This is a genomic window from Arthrobacter saudimassiliensis (genome assembly GCF_059090665.1).
Window position 1 is genome coordinate 369,616 of record NZ_JBNHFX010000001.1, and the last position, 18,201, is coordinate 387,816.

The 18,201-nt window shown below is 71.6% G+C and carries 17 protein-coding genes; 3 read left to right on the top strand and 14 right to left on the bottom strand.

Features of this window, described 5'->3' with window-relative positions; translation table 11 throughout:
* Positions 1-66 precede the first annotated feature (66 nt).
* From AC5RV6_RS01630 to galU, 6 genes are all read right to left on the bottom strand, one after another.
* Positions 67-507, bottom strand: coding sequence for an NUDIX hydrolase (locus tag AC5RV6_RS01630; RefSeq protein ID WP_494005544.1), 441 nt, complete (start codon positions 505-507; stop codon positions 67-69).
* On the bottom strand, positions 504-1,421 hold the full coding sequence (locus tag AC5RV6_RS01635; protein ID WP_494005545.1) for an N-acetylglucosamine kinase: 918 nt from the start codon (positions 1,419-1,421) through the stop codon (positions 504-506). The genes AC5RV6_RS01630 and AC5RV6_RS01635 overlap by 4 nt, the downstream gene beginning before the upstream one ends.
* 26 nt (positions 1,422-1,447) lie before the next feature.
* Complete coding sequence (locus tag AC5RV6_RS01640; RefSeq protein ID WP_494005546.1) at positions 1,448-2,650, bottom strand: phosphotransferase; 1,203 nt, start codon at positions 2,648-2,650, stop codon at positions 1,448-1,450.
* 22 nt (positions 2,651-2,672) lie between these two features.
* Positions 2,673-3,389, bottom strand: coding sequence for a hypothetical protein (locus AC5RV6_RS01645; protein WP_494005547.1), 717 nt, complete (start codon positions 3,387-3,389; stop codon positions 2,673-2,675).
* A gap of 274 nt (positions 3,390-3,663) precedes the next feature.
* Positions 3,664-4,290: a GNAT family N-acetyltransferase gene (locus AC5RV6_RS01650; RefSeq protein ID WP_494005548.1), complete on the bottom strand. Its 627-nt coding sequence runs from the start codon at positions 4,288-4,290 to the stop codon at positions 3,664-3,666.
* Between the two features lie 4 nt (positions 4,291-4,294).
* Complete coding sequence (gene galU / locus AC5RV6_RS01655) at positions 4,295-5,194, bottom strand: UTP--glucose-1-phosphate uridylyltransferase GalU (RefSeq protein ID WP_494005549.1); 900 nt, start codon at positions 5,192-5,194, stop codon at positions 4,295-4,297.
* A gap of 68 nt (positions 5,195-5,262) precedes the next feature.
* Here galU and AC5RV6_RS01660 point away from each other — a divergent pair, with 68 nt between their 5' ends.
* The 3 genes from AC5RV6_RS01660 (at position 5,263) to cpaB (ending at position 7,081) form a co-directional block, all read left to right on the top strand.
* On the top strand, positions 5,263-5,862 hold the full coding sequence (locus AC5RV6_RS01660; protein ID WP_494005550.1) for a 5-formyltetrahydrofolate cyclo-ligase: 600 nt from the start codon (positions 5,263-5,265) through the stop codon (positions 5,860-5,862).
* An 81-nt stretch (positions 5,863-5,943) separates the two neighbouring features.
* On the top strand, positions 5,944-6,267 hold the full coding sequence (locus AC5RV6_RS01665) for an FmdB family zinc ribbon protein (protein ID WP_494005551.1): 324 nt from the start codon (positions 5,944-5,946) through the stop codon (positions 6,265-6,267).
* Between the two features lie 97 nt (positions 6,268-6,364).
* Positions 6,365-7,081 (top strand): Flp pilus assembly protein CpaB, encoded by a 717-nt coding sequence (gene cpaB, locus AC5RV6_RS01670; protein ID WP_494005552.1) that lies wholly within the window; start codon positions 6,365-6,367, stop codon positions 7,079-7,081.
* Positions 7,082-7,129: 48 nt separating this feature from the next.
* Here cpaB and AC5RV6_RS01675 read toward each other — a convergent pair whose 3' ends face one another.
* The 8 genes from AC5RV6_RS01675 to AC5RV6_RS01710 form a co-directional block, all read right to left on the bottom strand.
* Entirely contained in the window at positions 7,130-7,354 is a 225-nt protein-coding gene (locus tag AC5RV6_RS01675) for a hypothetical protein (RefSeq protein ID WP_494005553.1), read from the bottom strand.
* A gap of 91 nt (positions 7,355-7,445) precedes the next feature.
* The gene (locus tag AC5RV6_RS01680) at positions 7,446-11,420 is read right to left on the bottom strand and encodes an AAA family ATPase (protein WP_494005554.1); all 3,975 of its coding nucleotides are present in this window, start codon (positions 11,418-11,420) and stop codon (positions 7,446-7,448) included.
* A 154-nt stretch (positions 11,421-11,574) separates the two neighbouring features.
* The gene (gene guaA / locus AC5RV6_RS01685; protein WP_494006599.1) at positions 11,575-13,125 is read right to left on the bottom strand and encodes a glutamine-hydrolyzing GMP synthase; all 1,551 of its coding nucleotides are present in this window, start codon (positions 13,123-13,125) and stop codon (positions 11,575-11,577) included.
* 123 nt (positions 13,126-13,248) lie between these two features.
* Entirely contained in the window at positions 13,249-13,665 is a 417-nt protein-coding gene (locus AC5RV6_RS01690; protein ID WP_494005555.1) for a DUF3817 domain-containing protein, read from the bottom strand.
* A gap of 41 nt (positions 13,666-13,706) precedes the next feature.
* Positions 13,707-14,570 carry an SURF1 family protein gene (locus AC5RV6_RS01695; protein WP_494005556.1) on the bottom strand — a complete coding sequence of 288 codons (864 nt, stop codon included), beginning with the start codon at positions 14,568-14,570 and terminating at the stop codon, positions 13,707-13,709.
* Between the two features lie 45 nt (positions 14,571-14,615).
* On the bottom strand, positions 14,616-15,110 hold the full coding sequence (locus AC5RV6_RS01700) for a PTS sugar transporter subunit IIA (protein WP_494006600.1): 495 nt from the start codon (positions 15,108-15,110) through the stop codon (positions 14,616-14,618).
* 9 nt (positions 15,111-15,119) lie between these two features.
* Complete coding sequence (locus tag AC5RV6_RS01705; RefSeq protein WP_494006601.1) at positions 15,120-16,802, bottom strand: glycerol-3-phosphate dehydrogenase/oxidase; 1,683 nt, start codon at positions 16,800-16,802, stop codon at positions 15,120-15,122.
* Positions 16,803-16,923: 121 nt separating this feature from the next.
* Positions 16,924-18,063 (bottom strand): GuaB3 family IMP dehydrogenase-related protein, encoded by a 1,140-nt coding sequence (locus tag AC5RV6_RS01710; protein WP_494005557.1) that lies wholly within the window; start codon positions 18,061-18,063, stop codon positions 16,924-16,926.
* Between the last annotated feature and the right edge of the window lie 138 nt (positions 18,064-18,201).

Here is an 18,201-nt window from a genome sequence, read left to right on the forward strand (position 1 = left end):
TGCGTTTAACGTATTTCACGGGCAATACCCCGTCCAGCACATGCCCGGGATCACCCGCCGTGCCGCTCAACGGTCAACCGGACCGGCGGCATGCAGCCGAAGCCCTGCGTCGACCAGGCTGACGGTGTCCAGCGCGGGCACATCGGCCAAGTCGAACCAGGCGGCTCCGTCGGTGGTGCCGTCGGCCTCCACCGTGAGGCTGCCGCCGACGATCTCGGCCCGGTAGATGACCCGCAGGGCGTGCAGCGTCCGGGTGCCGTGCATCCGTCGCTCCGGAGGAATGAAGTGGCTGTCCACGCCCAGCAGGCCGCCCAGCCGGACGTGGTAGCCGGTCTCCTCGAAGACCTCCCGCACGGCGGCGGCGGGTGCGTCCTCCAGCAGCTCCAGGCCGCCGCCGGGCAGGGTCCAGCCGCTGTGCCCGCCCTGGTTCCAGTGCGCCAGCAGGATGCGCCCTTCGCGCACGATGACCGCGTAGGCGCCCACCCGGACATCGAAGTCGCCGCTCATGCCGCGGCCTCCGGTTCCAGGCCGAGGAGGAACAGCACCCCGTGCACCGGGTCCCGGTCCAGGAAACGCACCTGCTCCAGCCCGCGGCGGGCCATCCGGCTGCGCAGCTGGTCCTGCAGCAGCGGCTGATGGACGCCCAGCCCGCCGCCGACCACCACCGGGCCGGGCAGCCCCAGCCGCCCGGCGACGTCGGCCGCCAGCTCCGTGAGGTCGTCGGCCACACGTTCCACGATGCGTGCGGCCGCGGTGCTGCCTGCCGCAGCGGCGTCGAACACCAGGGGCGCGCGTGCAGCCCACCAGCGCCGGCCCGCAGCGGAGTGGAAGAGCGCGATCAGCTGCTCGGGCCGCTGCGCCCCGCAGCCCTGCAACAGAGCCTCGCCCAGGCTGTCCATGGGCAGGCCGAGGTCGTGCCGGTGCAGGGTGTGCCGGACCGCCTCGCGGGCCGTCCAGTAGGCGCTTCCCTCATCACCGAGCAGATACCCCCAGCCGCCGCTGCGTGCCTGGGCGCCGTCGGCGTTCACGCCCCACGCCGCGGAACCGGTGCCGGCGATAACGGCGATGCCTGCGGAGGCCCGGCCGGCGGCGAGGATGAGGCGGGTGTCGTGGACGGCGTCGACCCGGGCTCCGGGTGCGGCGCGCCGGATCAGCGCGGTCAGCGCGGCGGCGTCCTCCGGGGTGTCGATGCCGCCGGCGCCGGCCACCACGCGTGCCACATGGCCTGCTCCCAGCTGGCCGAACACGTCGCCGAGGGCGTCGGCGGCGTCGGCGACGGTGACGTTCTGGACGGTGGCGCTGCCGGCAACGGCCTCGGCGACAACCCGGCCGCCGCGGATGAGCACGGCGTGGGTCTTGCTCCCGCCGATGTCCAGGCCGACGGCGTCATCGACGGCTGCGCCAAAGCGAGGTTCATGCATGGGTTCCACCCTACGTGGGCCGCGGCTCAGGGCTCCCCCGGCAGCCTCCGGTCCAGCAGCGCCTCAGCGGCGGCCAGCCGCAGTTCCGCCTCGCGCGCACGGGGCCGGAAGGCGCGCCCGCGGGCTCCCGCCACCAGGGTGAGCGCGACGGCGGCGGCGCGGGCCGCGAGTGCCTCCGGGTCGACCACGCTCTCAAACGCGGACCGGAAACGGGCCGTCTCGGCCGCTGCCTCAGGGCGGTGCGGGTTCACGGCGGCCAGGACCGCAGCGTGCCCCAGGAAGCAGGCCAGGTCATCCACCCGGTGTCCGGGCCCGACGGCGTCGAGATCCAGGAGGCCGGTCACCTGCCCCTGCCCGATCAGGAGGTTGCCGGGATGGAAGTCTCCGTGGACCGGAACCACGGGACCGACGTCGGCGGCAGCCGCCCGGCGTGCGGCGGCCTCCGCCAGGGCACGGATGCGGGCCTGCGCCTCGGGCAGGGCCACCGATGCGGCGCGGGCATAGTCGAGCACGCGCTCGCTCCAGGCCGGGCGGGCCCGCAGCTTCAGCACCCCGGCGGGCAGCCGGTCGAGCAGGGCCGGCAGCTGCAGCGGGTCCAGGCCGGATCCCGTGAGCAGCGGGCGGACCATGGGGTTCCCGGGCGCCTGGTCGGCGGCGACGGTGGCCGGCGGGGCTCCTTCGACCAGCGCCGGGACGGGCAGCCCGGCCTCCTGCAGCAGCACGTGCCTGGTGCGCAGGGCGGCCGCGGCCGGGGGCGGGAGCACTTTGAGGTAGCGGACCCGGCCGGCGTCGGAGGCGCGGATCACGGCCCGGCGCAGCGGCCGGTAGGCAAGGGTCTCCAGTGCCGGCAGGGCGCCGTCGAACAGGTCCCGGCCCACCGCCGCCGCGCTGGTGGCCCAGGGCAGGTCCGGCAGCCGCGGGTCACGGGGATGCAGCCACAGCCGCAGCTGCGTGCCGGCCACGCGCGCCGTGGTGGTTCCCGGCGTCTCCGGGGCGGCGGTGGCGGCAACGGCATGGAGGGTCAGCTGCTGACCGTCGCGGGCCTGTGCCTGCAGGCGGTAGACGGCACTCGCACCGGCACGGGGCCGATGATGCGTGCGCAGGTGCCGCCAGTCCTGAAGCCGCAGCCGCAGCGGACGCAGCAGCTGCACCAGCGCAGGCTCCATTTCCGGTGCCTGCAGCAGCTCGACCAGGGCGGCCTCGCGGCCTGGGCCCGACGCGTCCTCCACGGGGGGGGGGTGCAGCCCCGGGTCAGGCGCGGCGGCGCTGGAGGACGTCGTCGAGGTTCAGGATGCCCGTCATCGGGGACGGCTCCTGCCGGTTCCCGGAGCCGGGCAGGTCGGTGGAGGCGGTCCCGCCGGCTGCTGCGGGCGCGCGGAGGCTGGTACGGGCGGCGGGGCGGGGTTCCTCGGGCAGGTTCAGCGGTGCCGGTTCCGGCCGCTCGGCCAGGGGCGCGTCGACGTAGGTGGGACGGGGCAGCTCGACCGGCTGCCACGGCGTTTCGGCCGGACGCGGGGCCAGGGTGCCGGTTCGGACCGCTTCGGCAAGCGCGGCGGCACGCAGCTCCTCGGCGGAGAGCCTGGGGACCTGCGGTTCCTCATGCAGCTCGGCGTCGAACGGCTCTGCCGGCTCGGCTGCCGGCATCGGGGCCGGTTCCGGCGCCGCGGCGGGGGCGGCCGGCGGCTGGGCGGCCATGGCATGGCGGAACGCCCGCTGCACACGTCGCCGGCGGTCCCGGACCGCGAGCAGGCGCAGGGCCGCGACGTCGGCGGCCAGGAGCCCGGCTGCTGCCGCCGGAGCCCACCAGGGCGCCGCCCCGGCCGCGAGGAGGACTACCGTGACGGGCACCGCCACGAGTGCCGCGAGACCGGCAAGCGCCAGGGCCAGGCGGCCGTAGCGGATGCGCAGGACGGGTGCGGCGTTGGAGGGGCGGGTGGTCTGTCCGCTGCGTTCGGAGGCGTGGTTCATGGTGTTCCCCTGGGAGGACCGTGGCGGTGCGGGTTGAGTAGGCGGGACGATGCGATGGTGAACGTCCGGGCGCCGAGGCGCCGTCGGCCTGCGTGCACCGTCGACGGAACTCCCGGAGGCTGAGGACCGGCCGCCGAGCAGGTAAGGAGCCACCCAGAGCAGCCAAAGGCCCACGGCAAGCGCCAGGACCAGCGAGCTGTTCAGGGAAAAATCCACACTATGACCGTATGAGCTAAGCCGGGGCCGGGTCCGCATTCGCTGCGGTGTGTCGCGATCAGCCCGCTCCGGATCCGGCCTGCAGGCGGGACAGCAGGCCCTCGGGAACCTCCTCGGCGGTGAGCGCGAAGGAGCGGTGATCGCACCAGCGGCCGTTGATGTGCAGGAAACGCTGCCGCAGGCCCTCGTCACGGAAGCCCAGCTTCTGCACCACGCGGAGGCTGGGGCCGTTCTCCGGCCGGATGTTGATCTCCATCCGGTGCAGGCCCAGCTCCCCGAAACAGTAGTCGGTGGCGAGGGCGACGGCGGTGGGGACGATCCCGCGGCCGGCCCGGTCCCGGTCCACCCAGTAACCCAGGGTGGCCGTGCGGGCCGAACCCCAGACGATCGACGAAACGTTGAGCTGGCCGACGAGCGCCGGACGTGCGCCGGGCCCGGCCTGCCGTTCGGTGATGACCAGGGGCAGGCCCGTGTGCTCCCGTGCCTGCGCGCGCAGCGCCTGCACCATCTGCCCGTAGCTGGGCGCGATGCCGCCCGGCCGGGGATCCGTGGCATCCCACGGCCCCAGCCAGGCGGCGTTGCGTGCCCGCAGCTGTGTCCATTCGGAGCGGTCGCGGTAGCGGATCGGGCGCAGCAGCACGTCACCGTGCTCCAGCGTCAGCGACCGCAGGCCGGGCCACCCCACGGCGCTAGGCTTCGGCGTCGGCGGTGAAGTCCTTGAGCCACTCGCGCAGCTCGGGGCCCAGATCCTCGCGCTCGGAGGCCAGGGTGACCACGGCCTTGAGGTAGCTGAGCTTGTCACCGGTGTCGTAGCGACGGCCGCGGAAGACGACGCCGTACACGCCGGCCCCCTCCCCTTCGGCAGCGGCGAGCGTCTGGAGCGCGTCGGTGAGCTGGATTTCACCGCCGCGGCCCGGGCCGGTCTCCTCCAGCACATCGAACACGGCGGGGTGCAGGACGTAGCGGCCGATGACGGCGAGGTTCGACGGCGCCTCGTCGGCGGCTGGCTTTTCCACCAGCTTGTTGACGCGGACGTAGTCCTCGCCTTCGACCACGGAGATGTCCGCGCAGCCGTAGGAGCTGATCTGTTCCGGATCGACCTCGATCAGGGCGATGACGGAGCCGCCGGTGCGGGCCTGCACCTCGACCATCCGCTCGAGCAGGTCCTCGCGGGCGTCAATCAGGTCATCACCGAGCAGCACCGCGAACGGTTCGTTGCCGACGTGCTGGCGGGCGCGCAGCACGGCGTGGCCCAGGCCCTTGGGATCGCCCTGGCGAAGGTAGTGGATTTCGCCCAGGTCGGAGGAGGCACGGACCATGGCGAGCTTGTCCGTGTCGCCCTTGTCTTCGAGGGTCTGCTCGATGAACGGGACCCGGTCGAAGTGATCCTCGAGGGAGCGCTTGTTCCGGCCGGTGATCATCAGGATGTCCGGCATTCCGGAGTTGACGGCCTCCTCGACCACGTACTGGATGGCCGGCTTGTCAACCACCGGCAGCATCTCCTTGGGCATGGCCTTCGTGGCGGGCAGGAAGCGGGTGCCCAGACCGGCTACCGGGATGACGGCTTTGTTCACAGGTCGAGAAGTCATGAGCGTAAGCGTACATAGATTCCCTTTGTTTGGACCAAAAAATCCTGCCCGGCGGGCAGAATGGCCCTATGCACTCCAAGGATCAGGTCCGCGCCGAACTGCTGCTCCGACGTCGCGCCCTCAGTGCCGACGAAAAGGCAGCCGCCGGCCGGGCGCTGGCCGACGGCGGGGCGGCAGCCATCGCGGAACTCGTCCCGGAAGGCGGAACGGTCGCTGCCTACCTCTCCGTGGGATCGGAGCCGCCCACGCTGCCGCTGCTGCAGGCCCTGCATGCCGGCGGACTCCGCGTCGTGGTGCCGATCTGTGAACCCGGCTATCGGCTGAGCTGGGCCCCCTGGCAGCCGGGAACACCGATCGGCCGGAGCCGGTACGCCGCCGTTGCGGAGCCGCAGGTGCCCGGCGTCCCCGCCGAGCAGCTGCCGCTGGCCGCCGTGCTGACCCCGGGCCTGGCCGTGGACACCGCCGGAGGACGGCTCGGCAAGGGCGGCGGCTACTACGACCGGTTCCTGGCGTCCCTGCCGCCGGCTGTTCCGGTGGCCACAGTGCTCTACGACCACGAGGTCCTTGCCCCGGGAAGCTTCCCTGTCACGGGGCTGGATGCCCCGGTCGCGGCGGCCCTGACGCCGTCGGGCTGGCGGGAACTGGGCGCGCGCCGGGTGTATAGTTAGCACTCGAAGCCCACGAGTGCCAACGGGTGCCGCAGGGCGGCGGCCCGAGGGACGTCCTGATTCGCATCCAGGAGGAAAACAGTGCCTACCTACGCATACGCCTGCAAGGACTGCGGCCACGCCTTTGACATCCAGCAGTCGTTCTCCGACAGCTCCCTGACCGAGTGCCCCGAATGCGGCGGCACCCTGCGCAAGAAGTTCAACAGCGTGGGCGTGGTCTTCAAGGGTTCCGGCTTCTACCGGACGGATTCCCGCGAGGGCAAGAGCTCCCTCCCCGCTGCCACGTCTGACAGCACCGCTTCGTCCGCCGGCGCATCCTCCGGGGCCGGCGCCCCGTCAGGGTCCGGTTCCACGGAAGCCAAGTCCTCTCCTGCGCCCGCGGCGGCCTCCGCCTCCGGCAGCTGATACCTCCGCTCCTCCACAAGCAGCCCTGCCCGGGGCACCGTCCCCGGACCATCACCGGCCGCTTCCTCCATGCCGCGGGCCCCGGCAGGCTCGCGGCATGGTTGTTTTCGGTTCCTCCCGCCCTGCAGCCGGCCCCTCCGCGCATACCGTCTCCGGTACGGCCCCGCGGGGGCGCCTGCACCGGTTCCTGCTGCGGAACCGCCGTCGCGCCGCTGCCCTGTTTTTCTGCCTTGCTGCGGGCGTAACTGTCCAGTCCCTGGTTCCTGCAGGCCAGGACTACAGCACCGTCGTAACCGCCCGCCAGGACCTCGCGGCGGGCAGCCTGCTCGAGCCGACCCAGCTTGATGCCCTGCGGATCCCGGCCGAAGCCGTCCCGCCCGGTGCCGTCACCGATCCGGCCTCCGTCACGGGACGGCGGCTGGCCCATCCCCTTCCCGCCGGAATGCCGCTGTCCGAAACCGTGCTGCTGGGCCCCGGGCTCCTTCAGGGCTCACCGCCGGGCACTGCCGCCGTCACGGTTCGGCCGGAGGACCCCGCCGCCGTCCGGCTCCTGCACCCCGGGGAGCTGGTGGACGTGGTGGTAAGCGGGGAGCCGGGCTTCGCCGCCGAGCCCGGGACCCGGACCATCGGGCGGGGGCTGCCCGTGCTGTGGACCGGCGGGGCGGAGGGGTCCTCCGCGGGCCTGACCGGCGGCCCCTGGGGCGAAGCTGACGAAGGCCTCGTGGTGCTCGCTGTTCCGGGGCCTCAGGCCGCCGAGCTCTCCTCGGCTTCCCGGGAGGGCGGCCTGTCCCTGGTGCTCACGGGAGGCGGGTAGGCCATGACGCCACCGGCGGCAGCCCGGCTCTGCTCCCGGTGTCCGCGTTCAGCCCCAGTGCGGCGGGCGCTGGGCCTTGAGCCAGGATTCGCGGTCCTCGCCCTTGTCGCCCCAGGCAGCGGGCTCGTCTTCGGCGGCCTTGAGGTTGAATGCGGCACCGGGCGGGGCGCCCGAACCGCCGGTGCTGACGCGTCGATGGCCACGGCGGCGCCGCGGCTCCACGGGCGCCGCGCCCTGAACGGACAGGTCCGGCGCCGCAGGGTTCTCGACCACTGGATTCCTGGGCTCCGCATTCTCGGGCACTGCGTTCTCCGGCGCGGCCGCCCCGGCCGGCTGCTGCCGGGCCGGGGAGCCGGAGTGGCCGTTACTTGGAGCCTGCCTGCTGTCCCTCATGTTCCTCTTCCTGCCGGTCCGGGGCGGCTGTCTCCCCCGTGTCCCTGGTTCCCCGTACCCGGAACCTGGTGCTGCCATGGGGAACAACGGATACGAAACCGCCCGCAGTTCCGGCGCCCGGCGCGGCGACACCGTTGGCGGAGGCGTCCGCATCCGCCGCGGCGGTGCCCTGCACGTTGCCGTCCTTGGCGTTACCGGCGGCTGCGGCAGCCCGGTCCGCAGCGGGCTGACCCGCCGCGGCAGGCCCGGCCTGCCAGCCGGCTGCGTCCGGAGCCGGACCGAGGCCAAGGTAGCTGCCCACGAGGTCGGCGCAGGCCGCCGGATCGGAGAACACTTCAATGGTCCACAGCGGCAGGTAACGCCAGCCCTGGCGCTCCAGCATCTGCGGCCGCAGGCGGCTGCGCTCGCGCACGGTCATCCGGCGGTAGCGGTCGGTGCCGTCGGACTCAATGGCAAGCGGAACTGCGTCCTCCCCCGCCTGGTCCGTGGTGGCCACGATGTCGATTTCACCGTAGTGGTCCCAGACGCTCGCCCCGCGGGCGCGCAGCCGCTCGACCAGGTCCGCCACGAGCGGGTCGTCCTCGGTGATGCGGCTGCGCCCGGTGGGCGGCTCGGGCCTGATCCCTTCGGGGCGGTCGAGTTCGCGGCTGATCAGCTCGTAGAAGTCCAGGGCTCCGAACCCGAGCCGGCTGCGGTCCAGGTCCTCCGGGCGGAAGCAGGTAAGCACATGCAGGCGGTTCCGCGCCCGGCTCATCGCGGTGACGAACAGGCCGCGGCCGTTCGGCGCGGACAGCGGACCGAAGCTGTGCAGGGCCCGGCCGTGCGGGGTGCGCCCGAATCCCAGCGAGAAGATGACGCAGTCCCGGACCATGCCTGCCGCCCGTTCCACGGGTACCACCCGGAAGGATTCCGGGCCCGGGGAGAAGAACGAGGAGGACCAGGGGAAGTTGGCCATCTGCAGCCGGATCGCTTCGGCGACCCGGGCCGCATGCCGCGGGGTGGCGGTGATGACGGCCAGCGACTGGTGCGGACGGCGCCGCACGTGGTCGAAGACCAGGTCAACCACGCGGTTCACCTCGGCGGCGACGGATTCGACTCCCTCATGGTCGGCGCTGGGCATGCCGGTGCCGTCGGGCAGGTACTCCACGACGACGCCGCGGTCACCTGCGGTGACTTCGCTGCCGCGCGGAATCATGCTCAGCCGTCCGCCGTAGAACTCGCCGCCGATCATTTCCACCAGGGCGCGGTCCACGGCCCGGTAGACGGTGGTGAGCCGGCGCACGGGCAGCACCCCGGCGAGGGCCTCGAAGACGCTGGTGTCGTCGCTGCCGGGGCCGGGCTGGGGGCTGTCCACCCCGATGGTGAAGGGAACCGGGGCGCCGAGCTCGCCGTCGCCGAAGGCGACCACCTGTTCCGCCCGGGCCAGGGCGGGGACTGCGGCCGGCAGGCTGGTGGACTCGGCGTCAAGGACGATGACGGCGTCAAAGGTCCGGTCGGCCGGAACCACGCGCGGCACCAGGTGCGGGCTGATCGCCCAGACCGGAATGAGCGAGGACACCAACGCCTCCGGCAGTGCGGCCAGCCCGGAGAGCGTCAGCGGCCCTTCCTTGAGCATCCGGCGGAGCTCGCCGGCGGCCGAGGGGTCGGCGTCCAGGGCGTCCTGCCAGCGGCGGGCCAGGTCCCAGCGCAGGCGTCCGGCGCCGGAGGCGATGTGGGCGTTGTCCGCGAGCCGGTACTCGGCCTCCAGCCGGCGCAGGCTGTCGCCGTCGGACATGGCGAGGTAGTCATCGCCGCTGATCATGGCCTCGAGCGCGGACTGCCACCAGGCCAGTTCCAGCTCATAGCCGACCTGCCGTGCCGGCACTTCCCGGGCCTCGAGGTCATCGAGCAGTTCGCCGAGCCCCTGGGCCCGCATCTCATCGAGCAGCAGGGTCCGCTCCGGCAGGGTTTCAAGCGTCTGCCGGTCGTCCGAGAGGGCGGTCAGGCGCTTCTCCAGGTCGTCGAGGGGCAGGCCGGCGAGGTCGGGCCGGTCCGGGGTGCCGGAAAGAATTCCGGTCAGCTGGTCCAGCTCTGCCTTGATGCGGCGGTAGTCGGCGTTAAGGTCCGCCAGTCCCGTGGGGACCGAGGGGTGCCGCTGGGTCGTCGCGTAGCGGGCCCAGGTGGCGCGCTGCTGCTGGACCTGGACCAGTGAGGCGTGCAGGTCGGAGATGTGGACGCCGGGGCGGATGTACTCCTTGGCCACCCGGCGCAGCCGCGAGCGGGTCATCGAGGTCATGTCGACGCCGTGTTCCCGGCGCCACGATGAGGAGGCCGTCGCCGAAATCAGGTCGGTGACCGGGCGGTCGAAGATGTCGGCGGTGAACTTGTCCAGGCTTTCACGCACGGCGACCAGCAGCTCCAGCTGCTCGCCCCACTGCGCGAACGTCTCGCCGAGGCGGATCTGTGAATGCCCGGCCACCTCCTGCACCTTGGCCCGCAGCTGCGGCAGCTCCTCGGCGAGGGAGAGCGCCAGGCGGTGCGCCTCCTCGGTCTCCTTGCGGTTGAGCAGCTTCGCGCCGAACCAGGGGCTGGTGGTGGCTGCCCGGCTGAAACTGCCCAGCTCGGCGGCCCGGCGCAGCCGTCCGGTGAGTTCGGTGCGGTCGGTGATGCTGTCCAGGACGCTGCGCTTCAGCCGCACGGTGGTTGCCGGAGCGGGGTTCATGCTGGTCAGCTCGGCAAGGGACTGCATGGCCTGGTACGGGGAGCAGCCCCACCGGCGGCGCACGTTGTGCAGCGACTTGACGTGGTCGCGCAGCTGGTGGCGGTTCTCGGTGAGCACCTTGTGCAGGCTGGCCAGGTTCGGTTCGGTGGCCTTCTCGTTCCGGACGACGGCGCGCACCAGCTGGTCCTTCAGCTGCTCCTCGCTGAGTCCGCCGCCGAGCTGCAGCACCAGGGAACCCAGCTGCAGGGAGTCCAGCTGCTGGACGAACTGGTTCAGCGTGCCACGGCGTTCGGCGACGAGGAGCACGGATTTGCCGTCGGCCACCAGCCGGGCGACGGCGTTCAGCGCGGTCTGGGTCTGCCCGGTTCCGGGCGGGGCGGAGACCACGAGCGACTGTCCGTCGGCCACCAGGTCCAGGACCTCCTGCTGGGCCGGGTCGGCATCGAGGATCAGCAGCTCATCGGCCGGATCGCGTTCATCCAGCGGCGGCAGGTCGGGCACGCGGGCCTGGGCGGGCTCGCCGGCGGACCCGGTGGCGGTGTCGATCAGTGCGCGGAGCACGGGATGTGCGGGGTTCAGGGCGGGGTCGTCGGCCGGGTCGGCGAGGTCGGCGAAGGTGGAGACCAGCAGCTTGTGTTCGATGTTGATGCTCCGCACGCCCTCGGTCAGCGTGCGCAGCCGCTCGAGCACCGGATGCGGATCGAACCGTGCGGTGCTGTAGGCCAGCCGGGCCAGGTTGCCGGCGTCGATGTCCAAGCCCTGCTCGCGGTGGAGGTGGCGGACGAAGGCCGGGTTGAGCATGGCCTTGCCGGTCAGCTGGAACTCGTAGTCGTCCTGGGAAGCGTGCACGGTCAGGGAGACGGGCGTCAGCAGCACCGGAGCGGTCAGCGATTCGGGCCGGAGCGCGTCGTCGGCGGCGTAGCGCCAGGAGGCCGTTCCGGCGGCCATGTAGCCGACGTCGATCCCCCGGTCGGTGCCGAGCTCGTAGATCTTCGCGCGCAGCAGCCGGGCGGCGCGCATCGCGGCCCGGTACTGTTCCGGGTCCCGCAGCAGGGTCGAGAGGCGGGTCCGCCGGCCGGCGAGCAGCTGTGCCAGCCCCGACGGGTGCGCGTGGGTGAGGTCGATGCTGTTGCTGGGCGAGGGCACGAACCGCAGCAGGGTATCCGGTCCGCTGGGGTGTCCCAGCTGTGCCAGCCAGGGCAGCAGGAAGTCAGACGCAGCGTCCCCGGTGTTCTCCTCAGGCACTCCTGCCCTCTTTTCTGCACTTGCGCGCGACGATCTCGACCAGATTGGCATGGGTTTAACGCTATCGCTTCCCCTGGCCTGGGCGGGGAAGCAACGCGGGGGGCGGCCGGATCGGCCGTCCCCCGCAGGAGAAACTGTGCTCAGTTTCCCGCTTTTACTCCCATTCGATGGTTCCCGGCGGCTTGCTGGTCACGTCCAGCACCACGCGGTTCACGCCGTCCACTTCGTTGGTGATCCGATTGGAGATGCGGGCCAGCAGGTCATACGGCAGCCGCGACCAGTCCGCGGTCATCGCGTCTTCGCTGGAGACGGGGCGGAGCACGATCGGGTGGCCGTAGGTCCGGCCGTCACCCTGGACGCCCACGCTGCGCACGTCGGCGAGCAGGACGACGGGCATCTGCCAGACGTCGTCGTCCAGGCCGGCGGCGGTCAGTTCGGCGCGGGCGATGGCGTCGGCCCGGCGCAGCAGGTCCAGCCGCTCGCGGGTCACCTCGCCGATGATGCGGATGCCCAGGCCCGGGCCGGGGAACGGCTGGCGGCCGACGATTTCGGCCGGCAGGCCGAGCTCGCGGCCGACGGCGCGCACCTCGTCCTTGAACAGCAGGCGCAGCGGTTCGACGAGTTCGAACTGCATGTCCTCGGGCAGCCCGCCCACGTTGTGGTGGCTCTTGATGTTGGCTGCGCCCTCGCCCCCGCCGGATTCGACGACGTCGGGGTAGAGCGTGCCCTGGACCAGGAAGCGGATCGGCTCGCCCTCAGCTTCGGCTTGGGACATGATCGCCCGTTCGGCTTCCTCGAAGGAACGGATGAATTCGCGCCCGATGATCTTGCGCTTGGTCTCCGGATCAGTGACCCCGGCCAGGGCGGAGAGGAAGCGCTCCTGCTCGTTGGCGACGTAGAGGTTGACGCCGGTGGCGGCGACGAAGTCGCGCTCGACCTGCTCGGCCTCACCTTCGCGCAGCAGGCCGTGGTCGACGAACACGCAGGTCAGCTGGTCGCCGACGGCGCGCTGCACCAGCGCGGCGGCGACGGCGGAGTCAACGCCGCCGGACAGCCCGCAGATGACCCGGGAGGAGCCCACCTGGGCGCGGATCCGCTCGACCTGTTCCTCGACGATGTTGCCGGTGGTCCAGCTGCGGTCCAGCTTGGCGCCCTTGAACAGGAAGTTCTCCAGCACCTGCTGCCCGTAGGCGGAGTGCTTGACCTCGGGGTGCCACTGCACTCCGTAGAGCTTCTTTTCCTCATTGGCGAACGCTGCCACCGGGGCGCCGGCCGTGCTGGCCAGGACTTCGAAGCCCTCCGGGGCCTCCTGCACGCTGTCACCGTGGCTCATCCAGGTGTTCTGGTGCTCGGGGGTGCCTTCGAGGATGGAGCGGGCGTCGCCGGCGACCATCGCGTCGGTGGAGCCGTATTCGCGCAGGCCGGTTTTGGCGACCTTGCCGCCAAGGGCCGCGGCCATGGCCTGGAAGCCGTAGCAGATGCCGAAGACCGGCACCCCTGCCTCGAACAGCTTGCCGTCCACCTGCGGGGCGTCTTCGGCGTAGACGCTGGAAGGCCCGCCGGAAAGGATGATGGCAGCCGGGTTCTTCTCCAGCAGCTGCTCGGTGGAATAGGTGTGCGGCACGACTTCGGAGTAGACATCGGCTTCCCGCACGCGCCGGGCAATCAGCTGCGCGTACTGGGCGCCGTAGTCCACCACGAGCACGGGCCGCTCTTCGATGGGATCGGTGGGGGCGGAATCAGTCACGGTTCCAAGGATAGTCGGCGCCCGCCCCCGCTGGCACATCGCGTCCTGCCCGCCTCCGGGCAGGACGCACGGGCCGGAGGTTCAGTAGCGGGAAGCGGCCTCGGGATGCGCTTCGAGCTCGGCCAGGACCTGCTTGTGGATCCGGGCCTCCACGATGAAGGACAGGAAGGGCACAACGCCGCCGAGCGCGATCAGGACGAACTTCGAGAACGGCCAGCGCATCAGCTGCCAGAGCCGGAAGTCGGCGATCAGGTAGACCACGTAGAGCCAGCCGTGGGCGATCAGGACTCCGGTGTAGAGGTTCAGGGAGCCGATCATCGGCGCCGGGATCTCCAGTGCGTACTTCATGATCATCTCGATGACCAGCAGCAGCAGGAAGATGCCGGTGACGTAGGAGAAGACCTTGTAAAAGCCCAGGGCGGAGCGGATCTGGGCGTGGGTGCCGCCGAACCGGCGCTTCTTGGGCCGGGGTTTGCGGGCGGGGGCTTGATCGGTCACTGCGTTCCTCACTGTTCCTTCGGGCGGATGGCGGGGCGGGGTCAGGGTTCTCGGGCCGGCGAGGGGTCCGACACCGGTTCTTCCCCCGGTTCGCGGGTCTCGTTGCCTGCCCGCTCCTGCCCGTCCGCCGGGTCGTCCACGTCGTCCCAGTCTTCCTCGTCCTCCGCGTCCTCAAGGGCGCGGCGGTGGTCGTCGGCCACGAGCCGCCACCAGAGGAAGACCGAGAAGCCGGCGAAAATAACCCATTCGACGGCGTAGAAGACGTTCATCCAGTTGATGCTGGTCTCCTGCGGCTGCGGGCCGATCACCACGGCCTCCATGGCGCCGGTGTCGACGGGTGCGCCGGCGGCGTCCAGGGTTTCATGGGCGGGCACGAACGCGGCGTACAGCGGCAGGTCCCACCGGTTCGCCAGTTCCGCCGGGGAGAGCGTGGGCACGGTGTCGCCGCCGTCGGGCTGCCGCGGCTCGGGCGCTTCGGGGGGCAGCAGGCGCCCGACGACGGTCACTTCCCCTTCGGGGGCCGGCTCGGCATCCTGCGGGTCGGGAATCCAGCCGCGGACCACCGGAATCCATTCCCCGCCCGGCGCACCGTCCACCGACATCGGCGTCACGACCCACCATCCGGTCTTGTCGCCCTGCAGGCGCTCCTCGACCAGCACGGTGCGGCCGTCGTCGAAGGCGCCGGTGAAGGTGACCATCCGGTCCGCCTCCGTACCCATCAGGTCGGTGGCGGGGGTGAAGACCTCGGTCAGGGGACGGACGTTTTCGGTGTCCGCGGCGGGCGGCGGCGGCTCGCTTTCCGCGGTGGAGAACTGCCACTGGCTCAGCAGCACGAACACCCACGACAGGGCGAGGGCGAAGACGAGCGCGGCGATCCAGCGCGGCTTCAAAGCAGTTCTCAGCACGGGATTAACCGTACTTCGAACCCTTGTAGAAAACCCAATGGGCGGTCAATGGTCGAAGAAGACCACGGAGGAGTTGATCAGCTCCGCGATCACTCCGGCGTCCTGCGCCCGGCGCAGCGACTCCCGGAACGCGGGCCGGTACAGGGACCGCGCCAGCGTCGCCAGCACCTCCAGGTGCTCGGAGAACGATCCGGCCGGGGTGGCGATGAGCAGCACCACGGTGGCCGGTCCGTCGGCGGCCCCGAAGTCGAGGCTGTGCCCGTACTTCGTCACACCGACGGCGATGGAGGCGGCCGTGACCTGGTCGCTGCGCGCATGCGGCAGCCCGATTCCGCCCGGCAGGCCCGTGGCCAGCTGGTGTTCCCGGGCCTGGACCTGCTCGAGGAATTCGGGCAGGCTGCGCAGCCGGCCGCCGCGGTAGAGCAGTTCGGCCAGCTGCGCCGCGGCGTCGTACCGGTCCGCGGCCACCATGTCCAGCAGCACGAATCCGGGCTCGGTGAGCACCGTGTCGCCTGCCCCCAGCTGCAGCCCGCTGTCCATCCGCACCGGTCAGACCGTGGGAACGATGTCCTCGGCGGCCAGCCGGGCGGCGTCCGCGGACTTGTCGTCGGGCTGTTCCTGGCTGCGCCGCTCGGCCTCGACCCGGGCCAGGTAGTGCAGGGTCTCGTTCTCGATCCTGGCCTCGTCCCAGCCCAGCACCGGAGCCATCAGCCCTGCCACCACGGGTGCGGCGGCGACGCCGCGGTCCCAGGATTCAATCGAGATCCGGGTGCGGCGGGCCAGCACGTCCTCGACGTGCCGGGCGCCCTCATGCGTGGTTGCGTAGACCACCTCGGCCCCCAGGTAGTCGTCGGCGCCGGGCAGCGGCTCCCCCAGCGCGGGGTCGGCGCGGATGAGGTCCAGGACCTCCACGGCCAGGGACCCGTAACGGTTCAGCAGGTGCTCCACGCGGGCCACGTGCACCCCGTACTCCTCGGCAAGCCGGTGCCGGCGGTTCCAGGCCGCCTTGTACCCGGTGGCCCCCAGCAGCGGGATGGTCTGGGTGCAGCTTTCCGGAACCCGCTCGTCCATCGCCCGGGCGGCCTCGTCCACGGCGTCCTTGGCCATCACCCGGTAGGTGGTCCACTTGCCGCCGGCGACGACGACGAGTCCCGGCACCGGGTGCGCCACCACGTGTTCGCGGGAGAGCTTGGCGGTGGAGTCGTTCTCCCCGGCGAGCAGCGGCCGCAGGCCGGCGTAGACGCCCTCGACGTCCTCCCGGGTGAGCGGCGTCTTCAGCACCAGGTTCACGTGCTCGAGGATGTAGTCGATGTCCGCGGAGGTGGCGGCGGGGTGGGCCTTGTCGAGGTTCCAGTCGGTGTCGGTGGTGCCGATGATCCAGTGCCGCCCCCAGGGGATGACGAACAGCACCGACTTCTCGGTCCTCAGGATCAGTCCCACCGTGGACTGGAACCGGTCGCGCGGCACCACCAGGTGCACGCCCTTGGAGGCGCGGACCTTCAGCTGGCCGCGGTCGGTGACCATGGCCTGGGTCTCGTCGGTCCACACACCGGTGGCGTTGACCACCTGTTTGGCGAAGATGTCGAATTCCTCGCCGGTTTCGGTCTCCCGCACCCGGGCGCCGACCACCCGTTCGCCCTCGCGCAGGAAGTCCACGACGGCGAGCCGGTTGACCGCGGCGGTCCCGTAGTGGGCGGCGGTGCGCACCATGGTCGCGACGTACCGCGCGTCGTCGACCTGGCCGTCGTAGTAGCGGATCGAGCCGACCATGGCGTCGTCCTTGAGGCTGGGCGCCGCCCGCAGCGTCCCGCGCCGGCTGAGGTGCTTGTGCCCGGGGACGCCGCGGGCGTTGCCGGAGGTGATGCCCATGGTGTCGTAGAGCATGATTCCCGCCCCGACGTAGGGCCGCTCCACGAACCGGCGGGTCAGCGGGTACAGGAACGGGACCGGCTTGACCAGGTGCGGGGCGATCCGCTGCAGCAGCAGGCCGCGTTCCTTCAGCGCCTCCTGCACGAGGGCGAAGTCGAGCATCTCCAGGTAGCGCAGGCCGCCGTGGATCAGCTTGGACGAGCGGGAGGAGGTGCCGGAGGCCCAGTCCCTCGCCTCGACCATCCCCACGTTCAGCCCGCGGGTCACGGCGTCCAGGGCGGCGCCGGCGCCGACGACGCCGCCGCCGACGATGAGGACATCCAGGGCGTTTCCGGGTTCAGCCGTGGCCCGCAGCCGGGCCATCGCCTCCTCGCGGTAGGCCGGGCTCAGTGCATCTGTGGTACTGGTCAAGGCTTCCTCCTTCGGCTCCGGCACGGGTGGTCCGGACCCCTCGGTCTGACGCCGGTGCGTCAACTGTAGGAAATCAACTGCTGTACAGATAGGGCGAGACCAGGACCTCGATACGCTGGAAGGCCTTCAGGTCCGAGTAGCCGGTGGTGGCCATGGCGCGCCGCAGCGCGCCCATCAGGTTCGACGTTCCGTTGGTGTGGTGCGAGGGCCCCCAGAGGACTTCCTTCAGGGGTCCGACGGTGTCCAGGTGCACCCGGTCGCCGCGCGGCAGCTCGCTGTGGTGGGCTTCCTGGCCCCAGTGCCAGCCGTGGCCGGGGGCCTCGTCTGCGCGGGCCAGCGCGGAGCCGAGCATCACGGCGTCGGCGCCCATGGCGATGGCCTTGATGATGTCGCCGCTGGTGCCCATGCCGCCGTCGGCAATGACGTGGACGTAGCGGCCGCCGGACTCGTCCATGTAGTCCCGCCGCGCTTCGGCGATGTCGGAGATGGCGGTGGCCATCGGCGCGTGGATGCCCAGGGCGCGGCGGGTGGTGGTGGTCGCTCCCCCGCCGAAGCCGACCAGCACGCCGGCGGCGCCGGTGCGCATCAGGTGCAGGGCCGGGGTGTAGCCGGCGGCGCCGCCAACGATGACCGGGACATCGAGTTCGTAGATGAACTGCTTGAGGTTCAGCGGCTCCACGTTCTTGGACACGTGCTCGGCCGAGACCGTGGTGCCGCGGATGACGAAGACGTCGACGCCGGCGGCCAGGACGGTCTTGTAGAACTCCTGGGTGCGCTGCGGGGTGAGGGAGCCGGCCACGGTGACGCCGGCTTCGCGGATCTCGGCGAGCCGGGAGGTGATCAGCTCGGCCTGGATGGGCGCGGCGTAGATTTCCTGGAGCCGGCGGGTGGCCTGGGGGTTGAAGTTGTCCCCCTTCAGCTGCGCAATTTCGTCGAGGACCGGCTGGGGGTCCTCGTACCGGGTCCAGAGGCCCTCGAGGTTGAGCACGCCGAGCCCGCCGAGGCGGCCCAGCGCGATCGCGGTGGCCGGGGACATGACCGAGTCCATCGGCGCGCCGATGACCGGCATGTCGAAGCGGTAGGCGTCGATCTGCCAGTCGATGGACACGTCCTGCGGGTCGCGGGTCCGGCGGGAGGGGACGATCGCAACGTCGTCCAGGGAAAAGGCTCTGCGCCCGCGCTTGCCACGGCCGATCTCAATCTCAGTACTCACGCCTCTAGGTTATCCCAGTCACCTGTCCGCCCGCCGGGAAAGCGCGTCCACGCTCACAGGACGAGGCTCTTAGTGCCGCGAAGGCGCCGCCCGCAGTGCGGGCGGCGCCTTCGATTCGCTCAGAGTTCGATGCGCTCA

What these genes read in the sequence shown, in the direction of transcription:
- AC5RV6_RS01630 (WP_494005544.1), bottom strand. Translation starts at nt 507, where the DNA reads ATGAGCGGCGACTTCGATGTCCGGGTGGGCGCCTACGCGGTCATCGTG.
- AC5RV6_RS01635 (WP_494005545.1), bottom strand. Translation starts at nt 1,421, where the DNA reads ATGCATGAACCTCGCTTTGGCGCAGCCGTCGATGACGCCGTCGGCCTG.
- AC5RV6_RS01645 (WP_494005547.1), bottom strand. Translation starts at nt 3,389, where the DNA reads ATGAACCACGCCTCCGAACGCAGCGGACAGACCACCCGCCCCTCCAAC.
- galU (WP_494005549.1), bottom strand. Translation starts at nt 5,194, where the DNA reads ATGACTTCTCGACCTGTGAACAAAGCCGTCATCCCGGTAGCCGGTCTG.
- AC5RV6_RS01660 (WP_494005550.1), top strand. Translation starts at nt 5,263, where the DNA reads ATGCACTCCAAGGATCAGGTCCGCGCCGAACTGCTGCTCCGACGTCGC.
- cpaB (WP_494005552.1), top strand. Translation starts at nt 6,365, where the DNA reads ATGGTTGTTTTCGGTTCCTCCCGCCCTGCAGCCGGCCCCTCCGCGCAT.
- AC5RV6_RS01700 (WP_494006600.1), bottom strand. Translation starts at nt 15,110, where the DNA reads ATGGACAGCGGGCTGCAGCTGGGGGCAGGCGACACGGTGCTCACCGAG.
- AC5RV6_RS01705 (WP_494006601.1), bottom strand. Translation starts at nt 16,802, where the DNA reads ATGGCCCGGCTGCGGGCCACGGCTGAACCCGGAAACGCCCTGGATGTC.